Source organism: Thermococcus pacificus (assembly GCF_002214485.1).
In the GTDB taxonomy this organism is placed as follows: Archaea; Methanobacteriota_B; Thermococci; order Thermococcales; family Thermococcaceae; genus Thermococcus; species Thermococcus pacificus.
Map to the genome: position 1 here is coordinate 1,438,776 of NZ_CP015102.1, position 20,062 is coordinate 1,458,837.

Genomic DNA, 20,062 nt, shown 5'->3' on the forward strand with positions numbered 1-20,062 from the left:
GGAGGTGTGAGGATGCCAGTGAGCGATGGTGTTCCCAGGAGTAAGGTCACAACATCACACGGTCACTACTACGCTGAGAGGGTGGCACTGGCGAGACGGAAGAAGCTCAGGCGGAAGGCGACCCTCATACAGCTCATGCGGAAGAGGAAGGGGGTTGCAGCTATAAGGACGAGCACGATACGGGTGGAAAAGGCGCACATATCAAAGAGTGAGGCCCTCGCGATACTCATCGGAACGCAGATAGGTGCCGGAGTCCTCGGACTCCCCTACGCCGCGAGCAAGGTCGGTCTCATTCCTGCCCTTGGAGTTCTTATTGGGGTAATGCTCCTCATGCTCGGAACGGCCTTCATAGTGCTCAGGTTCAGCGCCGAGATGGGCGGAGCCCAGATGAGCACTATAGCCAGCAGGACCCTCGGCAAAGCCGGCGGCTGGCTCATGTACCTCAGCATAACCCTGATGAGCTTTGGGGCCCTGCTGGCTTACATGGCTGGGATGGGACAGGTGTTCGCGAGCCTCTTTGGTGTCAGTGAGACGATTGGCGGCGCCATATTCTGGGTTCTGGCATCGTTAGTGGTCTACCACGGCCTCGAAGCGAGCGGAAAGACCGAGCTTATAATGAGCTACATCATGCTCGCCCTCTTCATCGGCGTCACCTTCATGCTGGTTCCCCACGCGAAGCTGGAGAACGGGCTCTACGCCGACCTATCTGGACTCCTGAGCATAATGGGCGTTGCCATCTTCGCCCTCGGCTGCCACACCATCATACCGGACGTCTACAAGGGGCTCGGAAGCTACGAGAAAACGAGGAAGGTGCTCGTGCTGGCTTTCCTTATACCCACAGTCATCTACGCGGTATTCATGGCATCGTTCCTCCTCGTCTTCGGCAGGGGAACTCCTGAGGTGGCTACACAGGGCCTTGAGTCCCTCTACGGCAGGGCCGGCTGGCTCGTGGGCAACCTCATTCCGCTGCTCGCGATAACGACGAGCTACATAGGCATAGCTTTGGCACAGCAGAGCAATAGCGAGGAGTTCGTGAGGCTCAGGAAGCCTATTGCATGGGCCCTGACGGTGGTTCCGCCGGCCATTGTTTACTTTGCGGGTGTCAGAAACTTCGCCGACGTCTTAGCGTTTGCTGGTGACACAGGGGACATGCTGGCCTTCATTGTGCTTCCCGTGCTCATGTGGCTGTCAGCGAAGCTTCGGAAGTGAAATCCTCACTCCTTCTTTTTCCCATACTGCAGTGTACATTTCTGCGCACGTGCACACGTTAGGTAAGATTTATATTCCCCCCGTTCAAATCCCCATCGAGGTGTTTCCCATGGCTGAAGGATATAGAGAATACCGCGACAAGGTTCTGGACTTTATTGAGGAGCACGAGAACTGGAGGAAGCACACGATAAACCTCATAGCGAGCGAAAACGTGACTTCTCCAAGCGTTACCCGCGCCGTTGCCAGCGGCTTCATGCACAAGTACGCAGAAGGCTGGCCGAGGCAGAGGTACTACCAGGGCTGCAAGTACGTTGACGAGGTCGAGCTCATCGGCGTCGAGCTCTTCACAAAGCTCTTCGGGAGTGACTTCGCCGATTTAAGGCCGATTTCCGGAACCAACGCCAACCAGGCGGTTTTCTTCGGTTTGACTCAGCCGGGAGACAAGGCCATAGTTCTCCACACCAGCCACGGTGGCCACATAAGCCACATGCCCTTCGGTGCGGCAGGAATGAGGGGCCTTGAGGTCTACACCTGGCCCTTCGACAACGAGGAGTTCAACATAGATGTGGACAAGGCGGAGAAGCTCATCCGCGAGGTAGAGCCCAAGATAGTCGTATTCGGCGGCTCGCTCTTCCCGTTCCCGCACCCGGTCAAGGAGCTCGCGCCTGTTGCAAAGGAGGTCGGTGCCTACGTCATGTTCGACGCCGCCCACGTCCTCGGTCTCATAGCCGGAAAGCAGTTCCAGGATCCGCTCAGGGAAGGAGCCGACATAATCACCGCCTCGACCCACAAGACCTTCCCCGGCCCGCAGGGCGGTGTGATAATCTACAAGAGGTTTGGAGAGACTGAGGAGATAGCCAAGCTCCAGTGGGCCATCTTCCCGGGCGTTCTGAGCAACCACCACCTCCACCACATGGCCGGAAAGACGATTACCGCGGCGGAGATGCTCGAGTACGGTGAGAAGTACGCGGCTCAGATAGTCAAGAACGCCAAGGCCCTTGCCGCGGCCCTCGCAGAGGAGGGCTTCAAGGTCATCGGTGAGGACAAGGGCTACACCGAGAGCCACCAGGTCATCGTTGACGTCAGCGACCTTCACGAGGCCGCTGGCGGTTGGGCGGCACCTCTCCTTGAGGAGGCCGGCATAATCCTCAACAAGAACCTCCTCCCGTGGGACCCGCTCGAGAAGGTCGAGAAGCCGAGCGGTCTGCGCATAGGTGTCCAGGAGATGACCCGCGTCGGCATGATGGAGGACGACATGAAGGAGATAGCCCACTTCATCAAGCGCGTCCTCCTCGACAAGGAGGACCCGAAGAAGGTCAGGCGCGACGTCTACGGCTTCCGCGCCGAGTTCCAGAAGGTCTACTACTCCTTCGACTACGGACTCCCGATGAGGGAGTGACCCCTTTCCATTCTTTCATTTCAAGCCGGTTCGAAGCGTTGGGAACCGTTAAAAGGATTTCTGCACACTCTAATTTGGTGGTGTGGCATGAGAAAGGTCATTCCCGTTCTGCTGATAATCCTCCTGGTTCCGGTCGGGTATTACTTCGCTTCGTACTGGGGAAGCCCTGCCGACGGCTCCTCCGGCGGGAAAGATCTCACCCACACCTCCCCGGATAGCGGGTTGGGTACCGAGACTCTGCTGAAGCTTGATAAAACCGTCTACTCCCCCAACGACACGATGCTCATAACGATAACCAACAAAGGGGACGGCAACATCACGACGGGCTACGCCTTCAGGCTCTACAGGCTGGAGAACGGGACGTGGAATGAGGTTCCCGTCAACCTGGTTTTCATCGAGGTTGCGGTCGTTATCGAGCCCGGGAAGAGCTGGGAGCAGAAGGTGAACCTGGCCGACCTCAAACTCGATCAGGGACACTACAGGATAGTAAAGACGGTCTCCGTCACCGACCCGGTGACCAAAATGGCGCTGGCCTAGATGTATGGGCTGAGTTCGACGTGAGGGAGTGATGGGGGCCGGCCGGTGAATCGATTCCTGACCGCTTTCGCCGTTCTCATTATTGTTCTTGGAATTTTCTACGTCGGGACAAACGAGACCTCCAAAAATACATCCTCCGATACCGGGACCGCCGTCATGAGGCTCGACAAAGAGGTTTATCACGCCGGAGACGACCTCACCCTTACCATAATCAACACCGGGAGCGAGACACTGCTCGTGGGGGCTTCATACAGGCTCTACAGGCTGGAAAACGGAGAGTGGAAAGAGCTCGACCTCGGGTTCTCTTTCACAGGCATAGGCTACACGATACCTCCCGGTGGCAACTGGACTCAGGTTGTTCCGCTCGTTACACATGTTTCTGACGGCGCTGGAAAGCTTGAGCCGCTGCCTCCTGGCAAGTACAGGATTACAAAGATGGTAACCATCGAGAGGGGCCGGTGCGGGAGGGGGAGCGATGAGATAACCCTCTCCGCTGAGTTCGAGGTGGTGGAATGAGGTGGAAAACCAGTGCGGCTATTGTCGTTCTAATTCTCCTGATCTGGGGCCTCACCGGCTCGCACTTTTACATGGGCCTTGATAAGGAGAGTTATCACCCGGGAGAGGAGCCTGTTCTCACATTAAGGAACACGGGTATACTCCCAATCTACTTCGGCCAGCCCTACACTCTCTACCGCCGGGAGAACGGAACTTGGGTCCGCGTTAGGCAGGGCTTCTTCTTCAACTCCCTCCTCTATGACCTGCTCCCCTTTGGCTCGTGGAAACAGGAAATCGCCCTGAAGTACCTGCCGGAGAACGAAAGCGCCGGAACCGTTCCCACGCTTTACAATCTCCCACCGGGGGAATACAGGCTCGTCAAAGAAATCTGCGGCTGGCCACGGGGCTGTGTGAACGGCAGCGTCGAGTTCGAGATACTCCCATGATCGGAGCAAAACTTTTTATCCTCCTCCCACATACCCAGCCCTCGGCTAAAGGGGTGATAAAAGATGAAGTTTTGTCCAAAGTGCGGTAACCTCATGCTTCCGGACAGGAAGAGGAAGGTCTGGGTCTGCCGTTCCTGTGGCTACGAGGAGCCCTTCGACGAGGAGAAGGACAGGGAGAAGACAAAGATTACCCAGAAGGTCGAGCACAAACCCGACGAGGGCATAATCGTCGTTGAGCAGGACGTAAAGACCTTGCCAACCACGAAGGTAACCTGCCCCAAGTGCGGCAACGACACCGCCTACTGGTGGGAGATGCAAACCCGCGCTGGAGACGAGCCGAGCACGATATTCTACAAGTGCACCAAGTGCGGCCACGTCTGGAGGGCCTACGAGTGACCCGGACCAACTCCCGCGAGCTTACCGAACTAGAGAAGGAAACCCTCAGGAAGCTCGCGGAGAAGGCCCTGAAGGAGCTGGAAGAGGCCTACCGCAGGATACCCGAGGCCGACAACGGAAAAGCTTATTTATTCCGCGGAAAAGAAAGGGTTAGGCTGATGCTCGATATACTAAAGGAGGGGTAAAGATGCCGTTCGAGATAGTTTTTGATGGTGCCAAGGATTTCGCCGATCTTATAGCCACCGCAAGCAACCTCATCGACGAGGCGGCCTTTAAGATAACCGAGGAAGGAATAAGCATGCGTGCCATGGACCCGAGCAGGGTCGTTCTCATCGACCTCAACCTGCCCGAGAGCATATTCTCCAAGTACGAGGTCGAGGAAGAGGAGACCGTTGGAGTGAACATGGACCACTTCAAGAAGATTCTCAAGCGCGGGAAGGGCAAGGACACCCTCATACTCAGGAAGGGCGACGAGAACTTCCTCGAGATAACCTTCGAGGGGACGGCAAAGAGGACCTTCCGCCTTCCGCTCATAGAGGTCGAGGAGCTTGAGCTCGACCTTCCAGAGCTTCCGTTCACGGCAAAGGTCGTCGTCCTCGGCGAGGTTCTCAAGGAGGCCGTTAAGGACGCTTCCCTTGTCAGTGACTCAATGAAGTTCATAGCCAGGGAGAACGAGTTCATCATGAAGGCCGAGGGTGAGACCAACGAGGTTGAGATAAAGCTCACCCTTGAGGACGAAGGTTTACTCGACCTCGAAGTCGAAGAGGAAACCAAGAGTGCCTACGGAATCAGCTACCTTGCGGACATGCTCAAGGGCATCGGCAAGGCCGACGAGGTCATAATCAAGTTCGGCAACGAGATGCCGCTCCAGATGGAGTATCCGATAAGGGACGAGGGCAAGCTCATATTCCTCCTCGCGCCGCGCGTCGAGGAGTGATTTTTCTTTCCTTCTCCTTAGGCTGGTGGTAGCGTGGACATCGTCAAGCTCAGGGAACTGCTGGAGCAGGAGCTTTCCTCCCCGGATCTGGTGGATCTGGACGGGGAGTTCTACAAGGAGTTCGACAGCCTCATCAAAGCCCTCAAGCTCAGCGCCGAGAGCTCCCGCGAGAGGGGGGAAGATGTGGAGGAGCGCCTCTACCTGGCCCAGCTGGAGATAGCGGAGAAGCTCGCCCGCGAGATAATAAAAATCAGGCTCCATAAAATCGTTGACCTCGTGGTAGAGGGCATCCCTGCCGAAATGACTGAGGAGGAGAGGAAGATATTCACGATTCTAAGGGCATTTATAGAGCGCGAGGAGCTTAACGTTCCCCTTTCCGGAGGGGAGCTGGCTGAAACTGTGCCCGAGAGCACTCCAGAGCAGCCATCGGAGCCATCGAAAAAGAGCATTCCAACCGAGGCATACATAATCAAGGTCGATCTGCCCAGGGTACTCGACCCGGAGCTGAGAGAGTACGGGCCGTTCAGGGCCGGCGACATGGTCATACTGCCAAGGAGCATTGCGAAGGTTCTCGTCGAAAGAGATGTCGCTGAGAGGATAAGGCTCACCCCGTGATGCCCATGCCCTTCTCCGTCTGCATGCGGGATTGTTACGACACCTGCTCCATGATAAGTGAATTTAAAGACGGGAAGCTCACGGTTAGGGGAAATCCCAGGCATCCGGTAACCGCTGGTTTTCTGTGTCCAAAGGGTGCCCTTCTGCCTAAGTGGTTCCACGCAAAGGGCCGGCTCAAGAAACCGCTCATAAGAACTGACGAGAGGGGAAGCGGAGAATTCAGAGAGACGAGCTGGGAAGAGGCGATAAAGGTCGTTGTAGACAAGCTCAGGGAGACAATTGAAGAGCACGGAAGCGAGAGCGTCCTGGTTTACCAGTACGCGGGTGATCGGGGTGCGGTAAACTACGCCTTCCCTCTGAGGCTCTTCCACTACCTTAACACATCTATGCTCGACTACGGAATCTGCGACAGGGCCGGACACGAGGCGTTGAAGGACGTTTACGGCACAGCGGTTGGCATGGATCCGGAGGAGCTCAAAAATCAGCGCTTGCTCGTTTACTGGGGGATGAACGCATTCTGGACGAACCTTCACGGCTTCATGCTGGCTAAGAAGAACAACCTCGAGATATGGACTGTAGATGTCGTAAGAACAGAGACTGCAAAGCGGAGCGACAGGTTCTTCCAGATAAGGCCCGACACGGACGTTCTATTCGCGCTGAGCGTTGCAAAGGTCATCATTGAGGAAAACCTCTACGATAAGGCCTTTGTCCGCGAGAACGTTTACGGCTTTGAAGAATTCAAGAATTATGTAAAAACATTATCGCTTGATTATGTAAGCAAGGAGACCGGTTTGAGCATTGAGGATATTGAGGAGTTTGCCAGAGGCTACGCCGAAAAGAGGGGCGTAATCCACATCGGTTACGGCTTCCAGCGCTCCCTGGCAGGCGGGGAGGCTGTCAGGGCAATAGCGATTCTTCCGGCTTTAGTCGGTCACCGCTTTGGATTCATCTACGACATGAAGACGATAGATAAAAGCTACGCGGAAGGGGCCTTCCTGAGGAGCAAGCCGGCGAAGAGAATTCCGCAGGTGAAGCTCGCGGAGTATATCGAGAGGGGTGAAATTAAGTTCCTCTACGTCTACAACTCCAACCCGCTCGCGAGCCTGCCGAACCAGAACAGGTTAAGGAAAGCACTAGTTGAGAGCGACGTCTTCGTCGTTACGCACGACATCTTTCTGACGGACACGGCACTTTACTCGGACGTCGTCCTGCCGGCGAACACATTCTTCGAGCGGCTTGATATAGCCGACAGCTACTACCATCGCTACGTGGCTTTGAACGAGCCGGTTGCAAGGCTCCATGGAAAGAGCAACAGCGAGGTGACAAGGCTCTTGGCAAAGGCCCTTGGAATAGAGAACCCTTATCTCTACGAGAGCGACGAGGAAGTGATAAGAAAAATCCTCGAACTCAACGGCCTGAGCTGGGACGAGCTCAAGGAGAAGGGCTTCGTCAGAGTGCCTGAAAAGCCAAGGAAGTGGGAAACGCCGAGCGGGAAGATAGAGTTCTACTCACAGAGAGTGGTTGAAAGGGGTCTGAGCCCGTTCCCGGAGTACAGGAAGTTCAAGGGCAAATACCCACTCCGGCTCCTCACTCCAACGTACCGGATGACCATAACGAGCCAGTACCACAACACCTACGGGATGGTAGACCCTAACCTTTACATCAATCCGGCGGACGCTGAAGAGAGGGGTATCCAAGACGGCGATGCAGTGGAAGTCTTCAACGAGAACGGACGGATCAGGACGGTCGCAAAACTCAGCGACGACGTGCCCAGGGGTGTCGTCCTCTTATACAAGGCTTTCTGGGTTAAGCTGCTCGGCTGGAACGCAAACTTCCTCACGATCGATGAAACAGTTCAAAACTACGGCAACGGCTCTGCCTATCATTCAACCTGGGTGGACGTGAGGAAGGTTTAAGGCGAAATAGGGATTTTCTGAGTCGATTTCTGACAAACTCTCTCTAGCCTTTTTTTCACAATGACGAGCAATGGAGCACATTCTTTGCATGGCTAACCGGTGGGCTCTTAAATAGCTTGGATATTCGACAAAGTTAATGCCGTTAGGCGAACCGAAAGGTTTATATATTCGAACCTACTAGGTTTATAGTGAAGACGACACAGAAAAACGAGAGGTGATGAAAAATGGTCGTCATAGGAGAAAAGTTCCCGGAAGTTGAGGTTAACACCACCCACGGCAGGATAAAGCTGCCGGACTACTTCACCGAGCAGGGCAAGTGGTTCGTGCTCTTCAGCCACCCGGCTGACTTCACCCCGGTCTGTACGACCGAGTTCTACGCCATGCAGAAGCGCGCCGAGGAGTTCAGGAAGCTCGGCGTCGAGCCGATTGGGCTGAGCGTTGACCAGGTCTTCAGCCACCTCAAGTGGATGGAGTGGATAAAGGAGAACCTCGGCGAGGAGATAACCTTCCCGGTCATAGCCGACGACCGCGGTGAGCTCGCCGACAAGCTCGGTATGATCCCGAGCGGTTCAACGCACACCGCCAGGGCCGTCTTCGTCGTTGACGACAAAGGCACCATAAGGGCCATCGTCTACTACCCGGCCGAGGTCGGCAGGGACTGGGACGAGATACTCCGCCTTGTGAAGGCCCTCAAGATAAGCACCGAGAAGGGCGTTGCCCTGCCGCACAAGTGGCCCAACAACGAGCTCATCGGCGACAGGGTCATAGTTCCGCCCGCAGGGACCGTCGAGCAGATCAAGGAGCGCGAGGAAGCAAAGGCCAAGGGCGAGATCGAGTGCTACGACTGGTGGTTCTGCCACAAGAAGCTCGAGTGAGCTTCTTCTCCTTTTGCTTGCTTCTTCCTGATTTGCTTTGGGTTCTTTTTCTGAGAAGATCCAGATAATGGGACAAACTAAAAATAGATATCTCCACATTACTCATGTTTACTCATGTTTTTCTGGGACATCTCCATCAAAATGAAAGGGAAATCAGGCCTTGGAGTTTATCAGAGCTCCGAGCTGTAGTCGTATATTCTGAGAGCATGCCCAACAACTTTTTGGTCAGGAAACTTTCCTTCTGAACACGAACTCGCAGTAGTTGTGCCCCATCGCCTGACAGCGGGTTTCATCCCCTTCCCATTTTTCCCCGGTATACTCCTCCAGGAGCTGAGCGATTTCACCGGCGTAGTTCACGTGAGCTGGATGCTTAAACCCCTTTATGCGCGGGAAGAGGTTCCTGCCCCTTAGGACTACTAGATCATCTTCTAGCTGGACTATTTCCAGTCTGCCACCGCCGGAAGTCTCGGTTGAGGCGGCGATGTCTTCAAGGACGGCCCTGAGGGACTCATGTATGTTTTTATAAGCCTCCCCAACGCCGCGGAACTCATAGCGCCCCCACAGGTAAAGGAACTTCCTGCCCTCTCCTGGGCCAAGGTAGTGATACACGAACTCAATGAGGGATGCTTCGCTCTCCTCGTTGATTATTTGAACCTTATCGCTTCCGCTCCACAGGTTGCCTTCATCATCCAGGTACAGGCTGTTCTTAAGCTCCTGGAGGGATAAATAGCTATCCCAAGTGCTCTCCAGGCCATTTTCGGTCTTTCTGTACGGGATATGCCCCGCCGGGAGCCTGAGGGGGTAGTAAGACCTGAGGGGCTTTATCCGACCGTTCGCTACCTCAATGACGTACTCGAAGGGAAGGAGAAGCTTCGCGAGGTCTCCCTTCTCAGTAACCTCAGAGTTTATCCCTGCGAACACCTGCCTCCCGAGTTTCTTTATTGAGTTGATGAACCTTATTATCACCCGGATATACGCGTCTTTATCTGAGTGGAGAGCGTAGAGAACTGTTAGGTCATCGATTATAAGAACGTCGTAGTTACCGGAGGTGAGCTCATTCTGGATTATCCCCGCAGTTATCCCAAGATCACGCGGGTTGGGTATTATGCCCTCTCCTCGCACAGGTTGAGATGAATAGAGGTTTGTAAACCCATCCAGGATCTTCAGGCGGCCGTTTTCAATGTAGTCATCGTACTTGATCCCGTAATACGAGAGCCATTCCTTGAGAACGTCCGGGGCCTGTCGGAACTCCGCGACGAGAATGCGGTGGCCGCTCTTGAGTAAGTTATACGCCATCTGGTGCATCAGGAGGAGGTTGTCCTCATCAAAGGAACCGATGAGGGCGACGTTGAGTCCCTCTCGGATCCCGCCACCGAGGATCTCATCAAGTCTCTCCATACCGGTTGATAACAACCCTCTCACCCCCCAGTAAGCACGCTCTCAAGCACTTAAACTTTTTTGAAATGTCATGGTATTAATGCTGATACAATAGTCCACGTTCACAATGCAATCTGAACCATTATACAGAGTTCAGCAGGGTAATTTAAAGTTTCTGGAGATTTTTAAGCATGAGAAAGAAGGGCTAGCTGCTCTACGCCATAACCCTGGCGGTTCTCTACCTGAAGGGAGTTCCCTTTTCGAATTTCCACTTTTTCAATGAAAACCTTTTTATCCGTCCTTTCGAACTCCCTACGGTGATGCCAATGGTTGAAGTTAGGGTTGAGCAGCTCTGCACCGACCCCGAACTGTACATCATCAGGATTGACGATGGCAAGATCAGGTACTTCGAGGCAACATGGGACATCCCCGAGGGCATAACTTACAACTCCTACCTGATGAAGCTGAAAGACGCGGTTGTGCTCTTCGATACCAGCAAAGCCGAGTATGCAGACCTCTTCATGGACGCACTGAAAAAGCTCGTTGACCCGAAGGAGATAACGCACATCATAGTTCACCACACCGAGCCTGACCACAGTGGGGCACTGCCGAAGGTTCTTGAAGAGAACGGCTACAGGGCACAGCTTATAGGCACCACCTTCGCGAGGAACCTCCTCCAGGGCTTCTACGGCGACAAGGTCGTGGAGAACTTCAAGGTCGCCAAGGACGGCGAGGAGATGGATATAGGTGGAAAGACCTTCCGCTTCATAGCAGTTCCCTGGCTCCACTGGCCCGACACGATGATAACCTACGTCGTCGAGGACAGGCTCATATTCAGCTGCGATGCAGGCGGCGGATACGGGATTCCGGAAACGATAGACGACAGCGATGAGAAAGTTGTGGAAGAGTATCTACCCCACGTCACCAAGTACATCGTTACCGTCATCGGCCACTACCACAAGTACATCGTCCAGAACATAAAGAAGCTCAAGGAGCTCGGCATCGTTGAAAGCGCCAGGATGATACTGCCCGGCCACGGACTCGTGTGGAGAAAGAACCCCGTGAGGATTTTCGAGCACTACGAGCGCGTTGGTGCCGGCGTTCCGACCAAGGATAAGGTTCTGGTAATCTACGACTCGATGTACGGCTTCGTCGAGAGGAGGATGAACATCGTTATCGATGAGCTGAAGAAGCTCGGCAAGAATCCCATCGTTTACCGCTTCACGGACAAGGAGGTCCCAGCGGTGAGCGACATACTCGGCGAGGTTCCGGACAGCGAGGCTTTGATAATCGGTGCCTCAACATACGAGGCGGACATACACCCGCGCATACGCTACGCCCTCTTTGAAATACTCGACAAGGCCAACTACGAGAAGCCTGTCCTCGTCGTGGGGGCCTTCGGCTGGGGAGGAGTCGCGGGTAAGAAGATAGAAACCCTCATCAGCAGGAGCAAGTTCGATCTCGTCGATACGGTCGAGAGCAGGGGTATGCCAACACAGGAAGACGAGGAAAGGCTTCGCGAAGGGGTAAGAAAGCTCGTGAGCTGGATCAGTTAAACGGGCACGACGAGGGGGATTCCCCTCACCTCTTCTATTATAACGTCAACCCCGTAAACCTCCCGGAAGATGGAGGGCTTCAGTATCTCCCTCCCGCCGTCCGCCACTATTTTGCCGTTTTTCATGAAGACGAACCGTCCGGCAAAGCGGAGGGCAAGGTTGACGTCGTGCATCACCATGATGACCGTGCCGCCCTCTGCAGAGAACTCCCTCGCGAGGCGCATGACTTCCAGCTGGCTCCTTATGTCGAGGTTGTTCGTCGGCTCGTCCATCATAAGAATCTTTGGCTCCTGGGCCAGTGCTCGGGCTATGCCCACCTTCTGGAGCTCGCCGCCGCTCAGTTTGTTGGTGATTTTCAGGGCAAAGCCAGCTATCCCCATTCTTTCGAGCGCCCTTTTGACAGCTTCGAGGTCTTTCTTCGATGGCCTCAGTCCCATGTAAGGTCTCCTTCCGAGGAGAACGGTGTCGAAAACCGTCATAAAGCCCGGCTCGGTTCTCTGGGGCACGTAAGCGATTATTCTGGCCAGTTCATTCCGAGAATACTCCCCGATGGGTTTCCCAAAGACCTCGACGCCCCTGCAGTTCAGGATTCCTGAGATGCACTTGAGGAGGGTGCTCTTTCCTGCCCCGTTCGGGCCGAGAATCGCCAAGAACTCGCCTTCTTCAACCTCAAGGTTTATCCCCTTCAGAACATCGGCGCCGTTGTAGGAAAAGCTGAGGTTTCTGGCCTTTATAGCTTTCATCTCCTTCCCTCCATCTTCACGAGCAGGTATATGAACGTCGGTGCCCCAAGGAACGACGTCACTATCCCCACCGGAAGCACCATCGGGGCCAGTACCAGCCTGGCAACGGTGTCGGCCGTCACGAGCAGGAACGCACCCGCGAGGGCTGAAAGCGGTATCAGGAAGCGGTAGTCACCACCGGCGACGAGCCTTATGGCGTGCGGTGCTATCAAACCGATGAAGCCGATAACTCCGACAAAAGCAACGCTGACGGCCGTTATCAGCGCCGCGAGAAAGGTCGATATCAGTCGGACCCTCTCGACCTCAACGCCGACGCTCTTTGCCACCTCATCGCCGGCGGCCGAAGCGTTCAGATCCCACCTCTTTATGACGAAGTATATGAAGACCGGAGTGAACACGGCCAGCATTATGGCGTCCTCTCTCCACGTGGCCCTGCCGAGGTCGCCGAAGCTCCAGTAGACCATCGCCGCCAGCTGAAGCTCGTCGGCAAAGTACTGGACGAATGTGGTGAGGGCGACGAAGAGGGAGCTCATGGCCACTCCGGCGAGGATTATAGCCTCCGGGGACAGGCCTTTAAGCCTTGCCAGGAGCAGAATCACCCCGACCGCGGTCATTGCGCCGATGAATGCGAAGAGCACGACGGCGTAGGGGTTGTCGAGGGATATCCTTCCAGAGCTCTCGGCATAGCCGGCACCGAGGATTATGGCGAGGGAGGCACCGAACATGGCCCCGTGGGAAACGCCCATCGTGAAAGGCGTGGCAAGGGGGTTCCTCAGGAATCCCTGCATCACAGCGCCAGCGACGGCAAGTGCAGAGCCTACGAGGAGACCGGCCACTATACGGGGCATGCGGACCTTCCAGACGACAAGGTGAGCGCTCTCGTTCCCCTTTCCAAGGAGAGCGTCGAGCACTTCCCTGAGGGGGATTGAGTAGGAGCCGTGGGATAGCGAGTAGAGGCTGACCAGAATCGTAAAGAGGAAAAGGAGAACGCCAATGGAGAGCTTTCTTGCCACGTACCTCTCGTAGTCCATGGCCATCACGGTGAGGTTGGTAGTGAGTACTTAACAGTTCCGTTCTCAAGGTCTATCTTTCCGAAGCCGCCGAACTGCTCGGCCATCTCCCTGTAAGCCGGCTTCCCGACGAGGAAGGTGTATATCTCGTCTGCTTTCTCCGCTGGGTCGACGTCGCTGAAGCGCTCTGGGTAGAGGACCTTTCCGATGTAGTATGCATCCGCCAGCGCAGTGCCTATGTTTGTCGTGTAGAAGTTGAACGGGAGCAGGCCGTAGACGTTGCCGTTCTTTATTGCCTTCAGCGAGCTGTAAAAGTCAGGGTTCTTCCTGTAGTCGTCGAGGAGGAGCTTTAGTCCACCCTCGTCGATGAAGATGTAGTCCGGCTGCCATTCGAGGAGCTTCTCCTTGTCTATTGAGTGGTGCCCTTTGCCGAGTTCGTCGGCGACGTTATCCGCGCGAACCGCCACGAACGGTGGGTACTTCCCCTCGGTGCTCTCTATGCCGTGGGCGCCTTTGTAGCCGATCCCACCGACGTAGACCTTCTTGGGCTCCACACCCTCAGTGCGCTTTGAAAGGTCGTCCTGGACGGATTTGATGAAGTTTATGACCTCCTTCGCCCTTTCTTCCTTTCCGAGTATCCTGCCAGCGAGCTCAAGGGACTTGAAGAGCTCCTCGTCGTCGAAGGTTGCCAGCTCGCCGTAGCTGAGAACCACGACCGGAATTCCGGTCTTCTCCTGTATATCGTCGGCGGTCTTCACGTCGACGTAGGTTAGGAATATCACGTCAGGCTTGAGGTTTATCAGGGCCTCGACGTCAGGCAGCTTGCCAGGCCCGCCGGGGCCTATACTGGGCAGTTCTTTGAGTTCGGGATGGGCTATGATGTAGGGCCTCCCAAAGTTGTAGCGCTTCTCAAAATCTTCAACACCAACCACCATGTCGCTAGCGTTGAGGTAGACGATGAGCCTCAATGCCCCTGGCCCAGCGGCGACAACCTTCGTCACCTTCGCCGGCACCTCGACCGTTCTCCCAAGGGCGTCAGTGACGGTCACGGTCTCCTTACCAGTGCCCCCCGTGTTCATGCTCCCTATGCAGCCGCTGAGGGATACAACCAGCACGATGAGGAAAAGGGAAAGTAATTTCCTCATTTCACTCCATCCCTCCGAGTTCGATTATCCCCCTGCCGACCACGCCGAGGTACCTCTCCCCGGCACAGCGGAGGCAGAAGGTCTCTCCATCGACGTGGACAGCTCTCGTCTCCATGACGAGTTCACCGCACTTCGAGCAGCGCACGCTATCGAATATGGGCGCCTGCTCTATCGGCGGCACTTTAACGCGCTCGACCTTGAACTCCTCCCTCGGCAGGTGGAGCATTCTGTGAGCGGCTTCCTCCCAGAGCTCCCTGAGTTTTGCCCTCTCCTCCGGAGTTCCCCTTCTTTCCCGGATGACTTTGTTGAAGAGCTCCCTCGCCCCGGGTGGGTAGTACCGGGCCAGCCTCTCCGCGTCTGCGTAGATTCTCACCCCTTCCCACGTAGAGCGCTTCACGAGCGTCAAGGCAGTCTTTCCAAGGTCGAGATAGATCAGCGAGTTATTCCCGAGGGTGCAGCCCGTCGTAACTTGCACGCCGTCCGTGAAGCAGCTGTTCACCTCGACTATCGCGAGAATGCTCTCATCAACGCTGCCGGAGTAGTCGAGCCTTTTGACGCCGAGTTCCTCCATCGCCAGGAGGGAGGCCCTTATCCCGAGCGCGAGGTAGGGGCAGACGTGCCCGTGGAATTCCCTCGCGTACTCGAGGATGCCCTCGGCGTCCCTCTCCTCAACGAGCCTGTTGAGCGTGAGCATGGTATCACCAATTTCGGATAAAGTAGCACGATTTTTAACAGTTTTCTAATCTGGGTGTTATTAACCGGAGGTTGCAAACGTCTAGCCCATGAAGAACTCCAAAAGGAGAAATAAAGACCGCCCCAGCAAACCCTAAACCGGCTCCTTTCCGGTTCCGGTCATGACGAGCTTGCCGTGCTTTACCCCTTTCAGGCTCAACAGCCTGTCCGCTATCTCCTTTATCCTGCTCGCCTTTCCCTTGACGATAACGACCTCAAGACAGTTGTGCTCGTCCATGTGGACGTGGAGGCTCGAGACCACTTCATCTATGTACTCATGCTGCAGATCAAGGAGTTCCTTCACAACGTCGACCTCGTCGGGGTTGTAGAGCAAGGTTATTGTCCCGGCCACTTCAGCGTCGCCCTGCTCCCACTCGTGCCTGACTATGAAGTCGCGCATCATATCGCGTATGGCCTCGCTCCTGTTGACGTAGCCCTTCTCCTCTATTATACGGTCGAACTTCTCAAGAAGCTCCTCAGGAACGGAGACACCGAAACGTATTACACCTATGATACGTCAACCTCCCTTTCAAGTTTAGTGCAACCTTCGGCTTTGAACGTCTACCTTTTGGGGGATTGCGGAGCCACGAATTCTCCTTAGGTCACCCTTCGTGTTCACGTTGAAGAAGCTCCCCCCACCTCTCCGGGAGCGCCTCTATCTCGACATAGCAGACGTCGCTCTCCCTTATTGCCTGGTTTAGTAGGTAGCTACCTCTGCCAAGGGCTTCCTCAAGAACTCCGCGGAACTCCACAGAGTAGGTTGCGTGGAGCGGTTCGAGGTAACCGTTGCTCCATCTGGGATGCACGCGAGTTTTTTGGTCCCACAAAAGCGCTCTATGAGGTGGTCAATGAACTCCAGGACTAGAGGGGCATGTCCTCTGCCACCACGAAGGCATCCCTCACTACAAGGGCAGTGTATCCCCCATCGACCCACTGTGAGTTCGTCCACCACCATCTCGTAGCCGAACTGCTCCAGATTTCTCCTGTTGCCTGGGGAACCCACGAGGACGATTTTCTCTATCCTCCTCGCCTTCTCCAGACGCTCAAGTGCGTGGAGCAGGAAGGGCTTACCGTTAACTTTGAAAAGAACTTGTTTTCCTCGAAACACTCTCCCCTTCCGCCGGCAAGCACGGCGCCTATCATCCTTCCCCAACAAAGGATGGGGGAAGGGTTATAAGCGTGGCCCTACAGCCGCGCCAGCTCCTCGAACCTTACCAGCACCTCCTCTTTGCTCCTTATCAGGTTCTGCCTCGCCACCTCCCTCCCGTCCTTTAGATAGATCAGCGTCGGGACGTTGAGGACGTCAAAGCGGCTCACGAGGTCATTCCACTCCTCCGCGTTTACGTGGAGTATCCTAATCTCCGAGAACTCTCTGCTGACATCCTCAATAAAGCTCTCGACGAGCCTGCACGGTGGACAGCCGGGGATGGAGAACCAGAGTACGACCTTTCCGCTTTCGAAGTCGGTTTTTCCGTCGTATTCAACTATCAACTTATGCACCTCCGCGAAATAGGAATAGAGGGCTTAGATTTTGGCCCTCTTGAGCAGGAGCGAGTTTGTAACGACGCTCACGCTGCTCATGCTCATCGCCCCAGCGGCCCACTCCGGCCTGAACTCTATCCCGAAGAGGATGAAGGCCAGACCGGCGGCGAAGGGTATGAGTATCGTGTTGTAGAACATCGCCCAGAAGATGTTCTGCTTTATCTTCCCGAGGGTCTTCTGGCTGAGCTTTATAGCTCTCACCACGTCCCTTGGATCGTTCCTCATGAGAACTATGTCGCCGCTCTCCATCGCTATGTCGGTCGCGTTTCCAACGGCTATGCCGATGTCGGCCTGGGCCAAGGCTGGTGCGTCGTTTATGCCGTCCCCAACGAAGACCACTATCTCCCCTTTTTCCTGGAGCTTTTTCACTTCGTTGGCCTTCTCGCCCGGCATAACCTCCGCGAGGACGTAATCCACGCCAAGAACCCTTCCTATCGCCTCGGCCGTTCTCCTGTTGTCGCCGGTTATCATACCCACCTTCTTGCCCATCCTGTGGAGCTCCTCTATGACCTCTTTGGCGCCTTCCTTTATCGTGTCCGCTATGCCGAGGACTCCAGTTATTTTCCCGTCCACCGCAACTATTACGGCCGTCTTCGCCTCGTTCTCAAGCTTTCTCAGGGTTTCCTCGACTTCATCGAGGTTTAGGCCACTCTCAACCATGAGCTTCCTGTTGCCCGCCAAGACCTCCCTTCCGCTGACTACTGCCCTAACGCCCTTCCCTGTTATCGCTTCAAACTTCTCGGGCTCCTCAAGCTCAAGGCCGAGTTCCTCAGCCTTCCTCACCACAGCCTCGCCGAGCGGGTGCTCGGAGCGCCTCTCGGCAGAGGCAACCAGCTTTAAAAGCTCTTTCTCGTCCATCCCGAAGGTTATGACGTCCGTAACCTCGGGCTGGCCTCTGGTGAGCGTCCCGGTCTTGTCGAAGAGGACAACCGTCGCCTTCCTCGCTATCTCGAGCACCTCACCGTTCTTGATGAGTATGCCCATCTCGGCCCCCTTGCCCATGCCGACCGTTAGAGCGGTTGGAGTTGCCAGTCCGAAGGCGCAGGGGCACGCTATAACCAGAACGCTGAGGAGCGTCGTGAACGCGAAGAGGAGAGGCTTACCCGCCACGAAGTACCAGTAGGCAAAGGAGAGGAGCGCTATGGTAAGCACGGCAGGGATGAAGTAGGTCACTATTTTGTCCGCCAGCCTTTGTATCGGCGGCTTCGTGTTTTGAGCCTCCTCGACGAGCCTTATTATCCCGGCCAGAACCGTGTCCCTGCCCACGCGCTTCGCCTCGATTTTGAGGACGGAGTTCTTGTTTATCGTTCCGCCTATGACCTCGTCGCCCTCCCGCTTGAGGCCGGGCACCGGCTCGCCGGTTATCATGGACTCGTCAACGTAGCTCTCCCCCTCAAGGACGATGCCATCAACCGGAATCCTCTCGCCGGGCTTCACTATGACGACGTCGCCCACCTTAACCTCGCTTATCGGGACTTCAACCTCCTCCCCGTCCCTCAGGACGGTGGCCTTCTTCGCCTGAAGGCCTATCAGCTTCTTTATTGCCTCGCTCGTCCTTCCTTTGGCCCTCGTTTCGAGGTACCTCCCAAGGAGCAGGAAGGCCATGAGCAGGACGCTCGCCTCGTAGAAGTTGAATTCCTTGGGGATTATTCCAACGGTCGCCAAAACGCTCGCAAAGTATGCCGAGCCTATGCCGAGGGAGTACATGACCTCCATCGTCAAATTCTTATGCCTGAGCGAGGAGAGGGCCTTCCCGAATATCCCCCTGCCGGCGTAGGCTATTGCAAGCGTCGCCAGAACGAACTGAAGCGGCATCAGGTAGGGTATCTCGAGCCCGAAGCGACCGGCCTGCATTGAGGCGAAGAGCGCTATCCCTATGCCCCACGCGACGGCCAGCTTCCTCTTCATGTCCCTTAGGGTTTTCTCCCTCAGTTCCCTCTCGACGTCGTGCGTTTCTTCTCCCTCCACGCCGATGAACTGGTAGCCCACGCTCTCGATGGCCTTTTTGATGTCCTCAATGTCAACCACGCTCGGGTCGTAGCTTACCCTGGCCGTCTCGGTTCCCAGGTTTACGCTGGCCTCAAGAACGCCGGGGAGCTCTTTGAGCGCGGCCTCTATCGTCTTGACGCACATGGCGCACGTCATTCCGCCGATTTTGAGGACTACGTCTTTCCTCTCGCGCACCACGGTGTAGCCGACGTCCTCGATGGCCTTGATGATTTGATTCAGGCCCACTTCCGACTCGTCGAACTTCACAAGGACCGTTTCGGTCCCCAGGTTTGCCCTGGCGTCTTTAACGCCCGGAAGCTCCTTGAGGGCCATCTCTATGGTTTTAACGCACATCGCACAGGTCATGCCGCTGACCTTGAGAGTGATCTCCATTTTCTTCACCTGTTAGTTACTACGTTGCCGGCTTTATTGGGGTTATTTTTTACAATCTGGAAAGCAGAACCGGAGAATTTTTATAGTTTGGAACCAAGTTGGACGGGGATGGACGTGAAGATGGACGAACTCGACCTGAAGCTCATCTACCTTTTGATGGACGACTCGCGGCTTAGCATCTCGGAGCTGGCGGAAAGGCTCGGCGTGAGCAGGCCGACCGTTCGGGCGAGGCTTGAGAAGCTGGAGAAGGAGGGGGTAATCCAGGGCTACACCGTAAAGCTCAACCCCGAGCTCCTCAGGGCGCACAACGTCGTCGCGCTCATCGTGAAGACGGATGAGCCCGAGAAGATGAACGAGTTCGAGGAGATAATCGAGATAAACCGCTTCACGAGCAGGAAGTACCTCATAAAGATAGCCGTTGAAAACATGGAAGAGCTCAGAAAGGTTATCGAGGGAGCCGGTTTCGAGGTCATCGAGATAATGCCCATTCTGGGGAGCGTGGAGAGGAAGAACCCACCGAAGGTCAAGGTGCCCTTCAAGTGCGACTACTGCGGGAAGGAAATAGTCGGGGAGCCCATAGTATACAAATACCGCAACAAGGTCTACTTCTTCTGCTGCCCGACCTGTCTGAGGGAGTTCAGGAAGACGAGGGAAAGCATAGAAAAGTTCAAGCCGAAGGAAGAAGGAAGCGCCCACGAAGGGCACTCCCAGTGAGGAATGGTCTATCACTCCTCTCCATCTTCCTCGATA

At 55.4% G+C, this 20,062-nt stretch carries 21 protein-coding genes and 1 pseudogene; 13 read left to right on the top strand and 9 right to left on the bottom strand.

All coding sequences use genetic code 11. The annotated features are described in order from the left end of the window. The first annotated feature begins 12 nt into the window (after positions 1 to 12). The 11 genes from A3L08_RS07925 (at position 13) to A3L08_RS07975 (ending at position 8,825) form a co-directional block, all read left to right on the top strand. Positions 13 to 1,209 carry an aromatic amino acid transport family protein gene (locus A3L08_RS07925; protein ID WP_088854498.1) on the top strand — a complete coding sequence of 399 codons (1,197 nt, stop codon included), beginning with the start codon at positions 13 to 15 and terminating at the stop codon, positions 1,207 to 1,209. Positions 1,210 to 1,318: 109 nt separating this feature from the next. Next, complete coding sequence (glyA, locus tag A3L08_RS07930; protein ID WP_088854499.1) at positions 1,319 to 2,608, top strand: serine hydroxymethyltransferase; 1,290 nt, start codon at positions 1,319 to 1,321, stop codon at positions 2,606 to 2,608. An 87-nt stretch (positions 2,609 to 2,695) separates the two neighbouring features. Next, the gene (locus tag A3L08_RS07935; RefSeq protein ID WP_088854500.1) at positions 2,696 to 3,145 is read left to right on the top strand and encodes an immunoglobulin-like domain-containing protein; all 450 of its coding nucleotides are present in this window, start codon (positions 2,696 to 2,698) and stop codon (positions 3,143 to 3,145) included. Positions 3,146 to 3,190: 45 nt separating this feature from the next. Beyond that, entirely contained in the window at positions 3,191 to 3,661 is a 471-nt protein-coding gene (locus tag A3L08_RS07940; RefSeq protein WP_088854501.1) for an immunoglobulin-like domain-containing protein, read from the top strand. Beyond that, positions 3,658 to 4,086 carry an immunoglobulin-like domain-containing protein gene (locus A3L08_RS07945; RefSeq protein WP_088854502.1) on the top strand — a complete coding sequence of 143 codons (429 nt, stop codon included), beginning with the start codon at positions 3,658 to 3,660 and terminating at the stop codon, positions 4,084 to 4,086. Before A3L08_RS07940 ends, A3L08_RS07945 begins: the two co-directional genes overlap by 4 nt. 63 nt (positions 4,087 to 4,149) lie before the next feature. Next, positions 4,150 to 4,482, top strand: coding sequence for a transcription factor S (locus A3L08_RS07950; protein ID WP_088854503.1), 333 nt, complete (start codon positions 4,150 to 4,152; stop codon positions 4,480 to 4,482). Further along, the gene (locus A3L08_RS07955; RefSeq protein WP_088854504.1) at positions 4,479 to 4,667 is read left to right on the top strand and encodes a hypothetical protein; all 189 of its coding nucleotides are present in this window, start codon (positions 4,479 to 4,481) and stop codon (positions 4,665 to 4,667) included. Before A3L08_RS07950 ends, A3L08_RS07955 begins: the two co-directional genes overlap by 4 nt. A gap of 2 nt (positions 4,668 to 4,669) precedes the next feature. Then, positions 4,670 to 5,419, top strand: coding sequence for a DNA polymerase sliding clamp (locus tag A3L08_RS07960; RefSeq protein ID WP_088854505.1), 750 nt, complete (start codon positions 4,670 to 4,672; stop codon positions 5,417 to 5,419). 33 nt (positions 5,420 to 5,452) lie between these two features. Then, entirely contained in the window at positions 5,453 to 6,034 is a 582-nt protein-coding gene (locus A3L08_RS07965; RefSeq protein WP_088854506.1) for a DNA replication complex subunit Gins51, read from the top strand. 5 nt (positions 6,035 to 6,039) lie between these two features. Beyond that, positions 6,040 to 7,950, top strand: coding sequence for a molybdopterin-dependent oxidoreductase (locus A3L08_RS07970; protein ID WP_088854507.1), 1,911 nt, complete (start codon positions 6,040 to 6,042; stop codon positions 7,948 to 7,950). A 224-nt stretch (positions 7,951 to 8,174) separates the two neighbouring features. Further along, positions 8,175 to 8,825: a peroxiredoxin gene (locus A3L08_RS07975; RefSeq protein ID WP_088854508.1), complete on the top strand. Its 651-nt coding sequence runs from the start codon at positions 8,175 to 8,177 to the stop codon at positions 8,823 to 8,825. Between the two features lie 225 nt (positions 8,826 to 9,050). Here the strand turns inward: A3L08_RS07975 and A3L08_RS07980 are convergent, their stop codons facing one another. Then, positions 9,051 to 10,223, bottom strand: coding sequence for a V4R domain-containing protein (locus A3L08_RS07980; RefSeq protein WP_088854509.1), 1,173 nt, complete (start codon positions 10,221 to 10,223; stop codon positions 9,051 to 9,053). 305 nt (positions 10,224 to 10,528) lie between these two features. Here A3L08_RS07980 and A3L08_RS07985 point away from each other — a divergent pair, with 305 nt between their 5' ends. Beyond that, positions 10,529 to 11,758 (top strand): FprA family A-type flavoprotein, encoded by a 1,230-nt coding sequence (locus A3L08_RS07985; protein WP_088854510.1) that lies wholly within the window; start codon positions 10,529 to 10,531, stop codon positions 11,756 to 11,758. Here the strand turns inward: A3L08_RS07985 and A3L08_RS07990 are convergent. From A3L08_RS07990 to A3L08_RS08025, 8 genes and pseudogenes are all read right to left on the bottom strand, one after another. Then, a complete protein-coding gene (locus tag A3L08_RS07990; RefSeq protein ID WP_088854511.1) occupies positions 11,755 to 12,501 on the bottom strand; it encodes an ABC transporter ATP-binding protein in 747 nt (248 codons plus the stop codon). The genes A3L08_RS07985 and A3L08_RS07990 overlap by 4 nt on opposite strands. Further along, a complete protein-coding gene (locus tag A3L08_RS07995) occupies positions 12,498 to 13,532 on the bottom strand; it encodes a FecCD family ABC transporter permease (RefSeq protein WP_088854512.1) in 1,035 nt (344 codons plus the stop codon). Before A3L08_RS07995 ends, A3L08_RS07990 begins: the two co-directional genes overlap by 4 nt. Before the next feature lie 5 nt (positions 13,533 to 13,537). Beyond that, entirely contained in the window at positions 13,538 to 14,656 is a 1,119-nt protein-coding gene (locus A3L08_RS08000; RefSeq protein ID WP_088854513.1) for an iron ABC transporter substrate-binding protein, read from the bottom strand. 1 nt (position 14,657) lies between these two features. Further along, positions 14,658 to 15,350, bottom strand: coding sequence for an FmdE family protein (locus A3L08_RS08005; RefSeq protein WP_088854514.1), 693 nt, complete (start codon positions 15,348 to 15,350; stop codon positions 14,658 to 14,660). 132 nt (positions 15,351 to 15,482) lie between these two features. Then, positions 15,483 to 15,899, bottom strand: coding sequence for a nickel-responsive transcriptional regulator NikR (nikR, locus tag A3L08_RS08010; protein WP_088854515.1), 417 nt, complete (start codon positions 15,897 to 15,899; stop codon positions 15,483 to 15,485). A 24-nt stretch (positions 15,900 to 15,923) separates the two neighbouring features. Continuing rightward, a pseudogene (gene mobA / locus A3L08_RS08015) lies at positions 15,924 to 16,531 on the bottom strand (molybdenum cofactor guanylyltransferase MobA). Positions 16,532 to 16,573: 42 nt separating this feature from the next. Next, positions 16,574 to 16,879 (bottom strand): thioredoxin family protein, encoded by a 306-nt coding sequence (locus A3L08_RS08020; RefSeq protein ID WP_088854516.1) that lies wholly within the window; start codon positions 16,877 to 16,879, stop codon positions 16,574 to 16,576. 33 nt (positions 16,880 to 16,912) lie between these two features. Further along, positions 16,913 to 19,312, bottom strand: coding sequence for a heavy metal translocating P-type ATPase (locus tag A3L08_RS08025; protein WP_088854517.1), 2,400 nt, complete (start codon positions 19,310 to 19,312; stop codon positions 16,913 to 16,915). Between the two features lie 108 nt (positions 19,313 to 19,420). Between A3L08_RS08025 and A3L08_RS08030 the strand changes: the two genes are divergently transcribed. After that, a complete protein-coding gene (locus A3L08_RS08030; protein WP_088854518.1) occupies positions 19,421 to 20,026 on the top strand; it encodes a TRASH domain-containing protein in 606 nt (201 codons plus the stop codon). Positions 20,027 to 20,062: the final 36 nt, after the last annotated feature.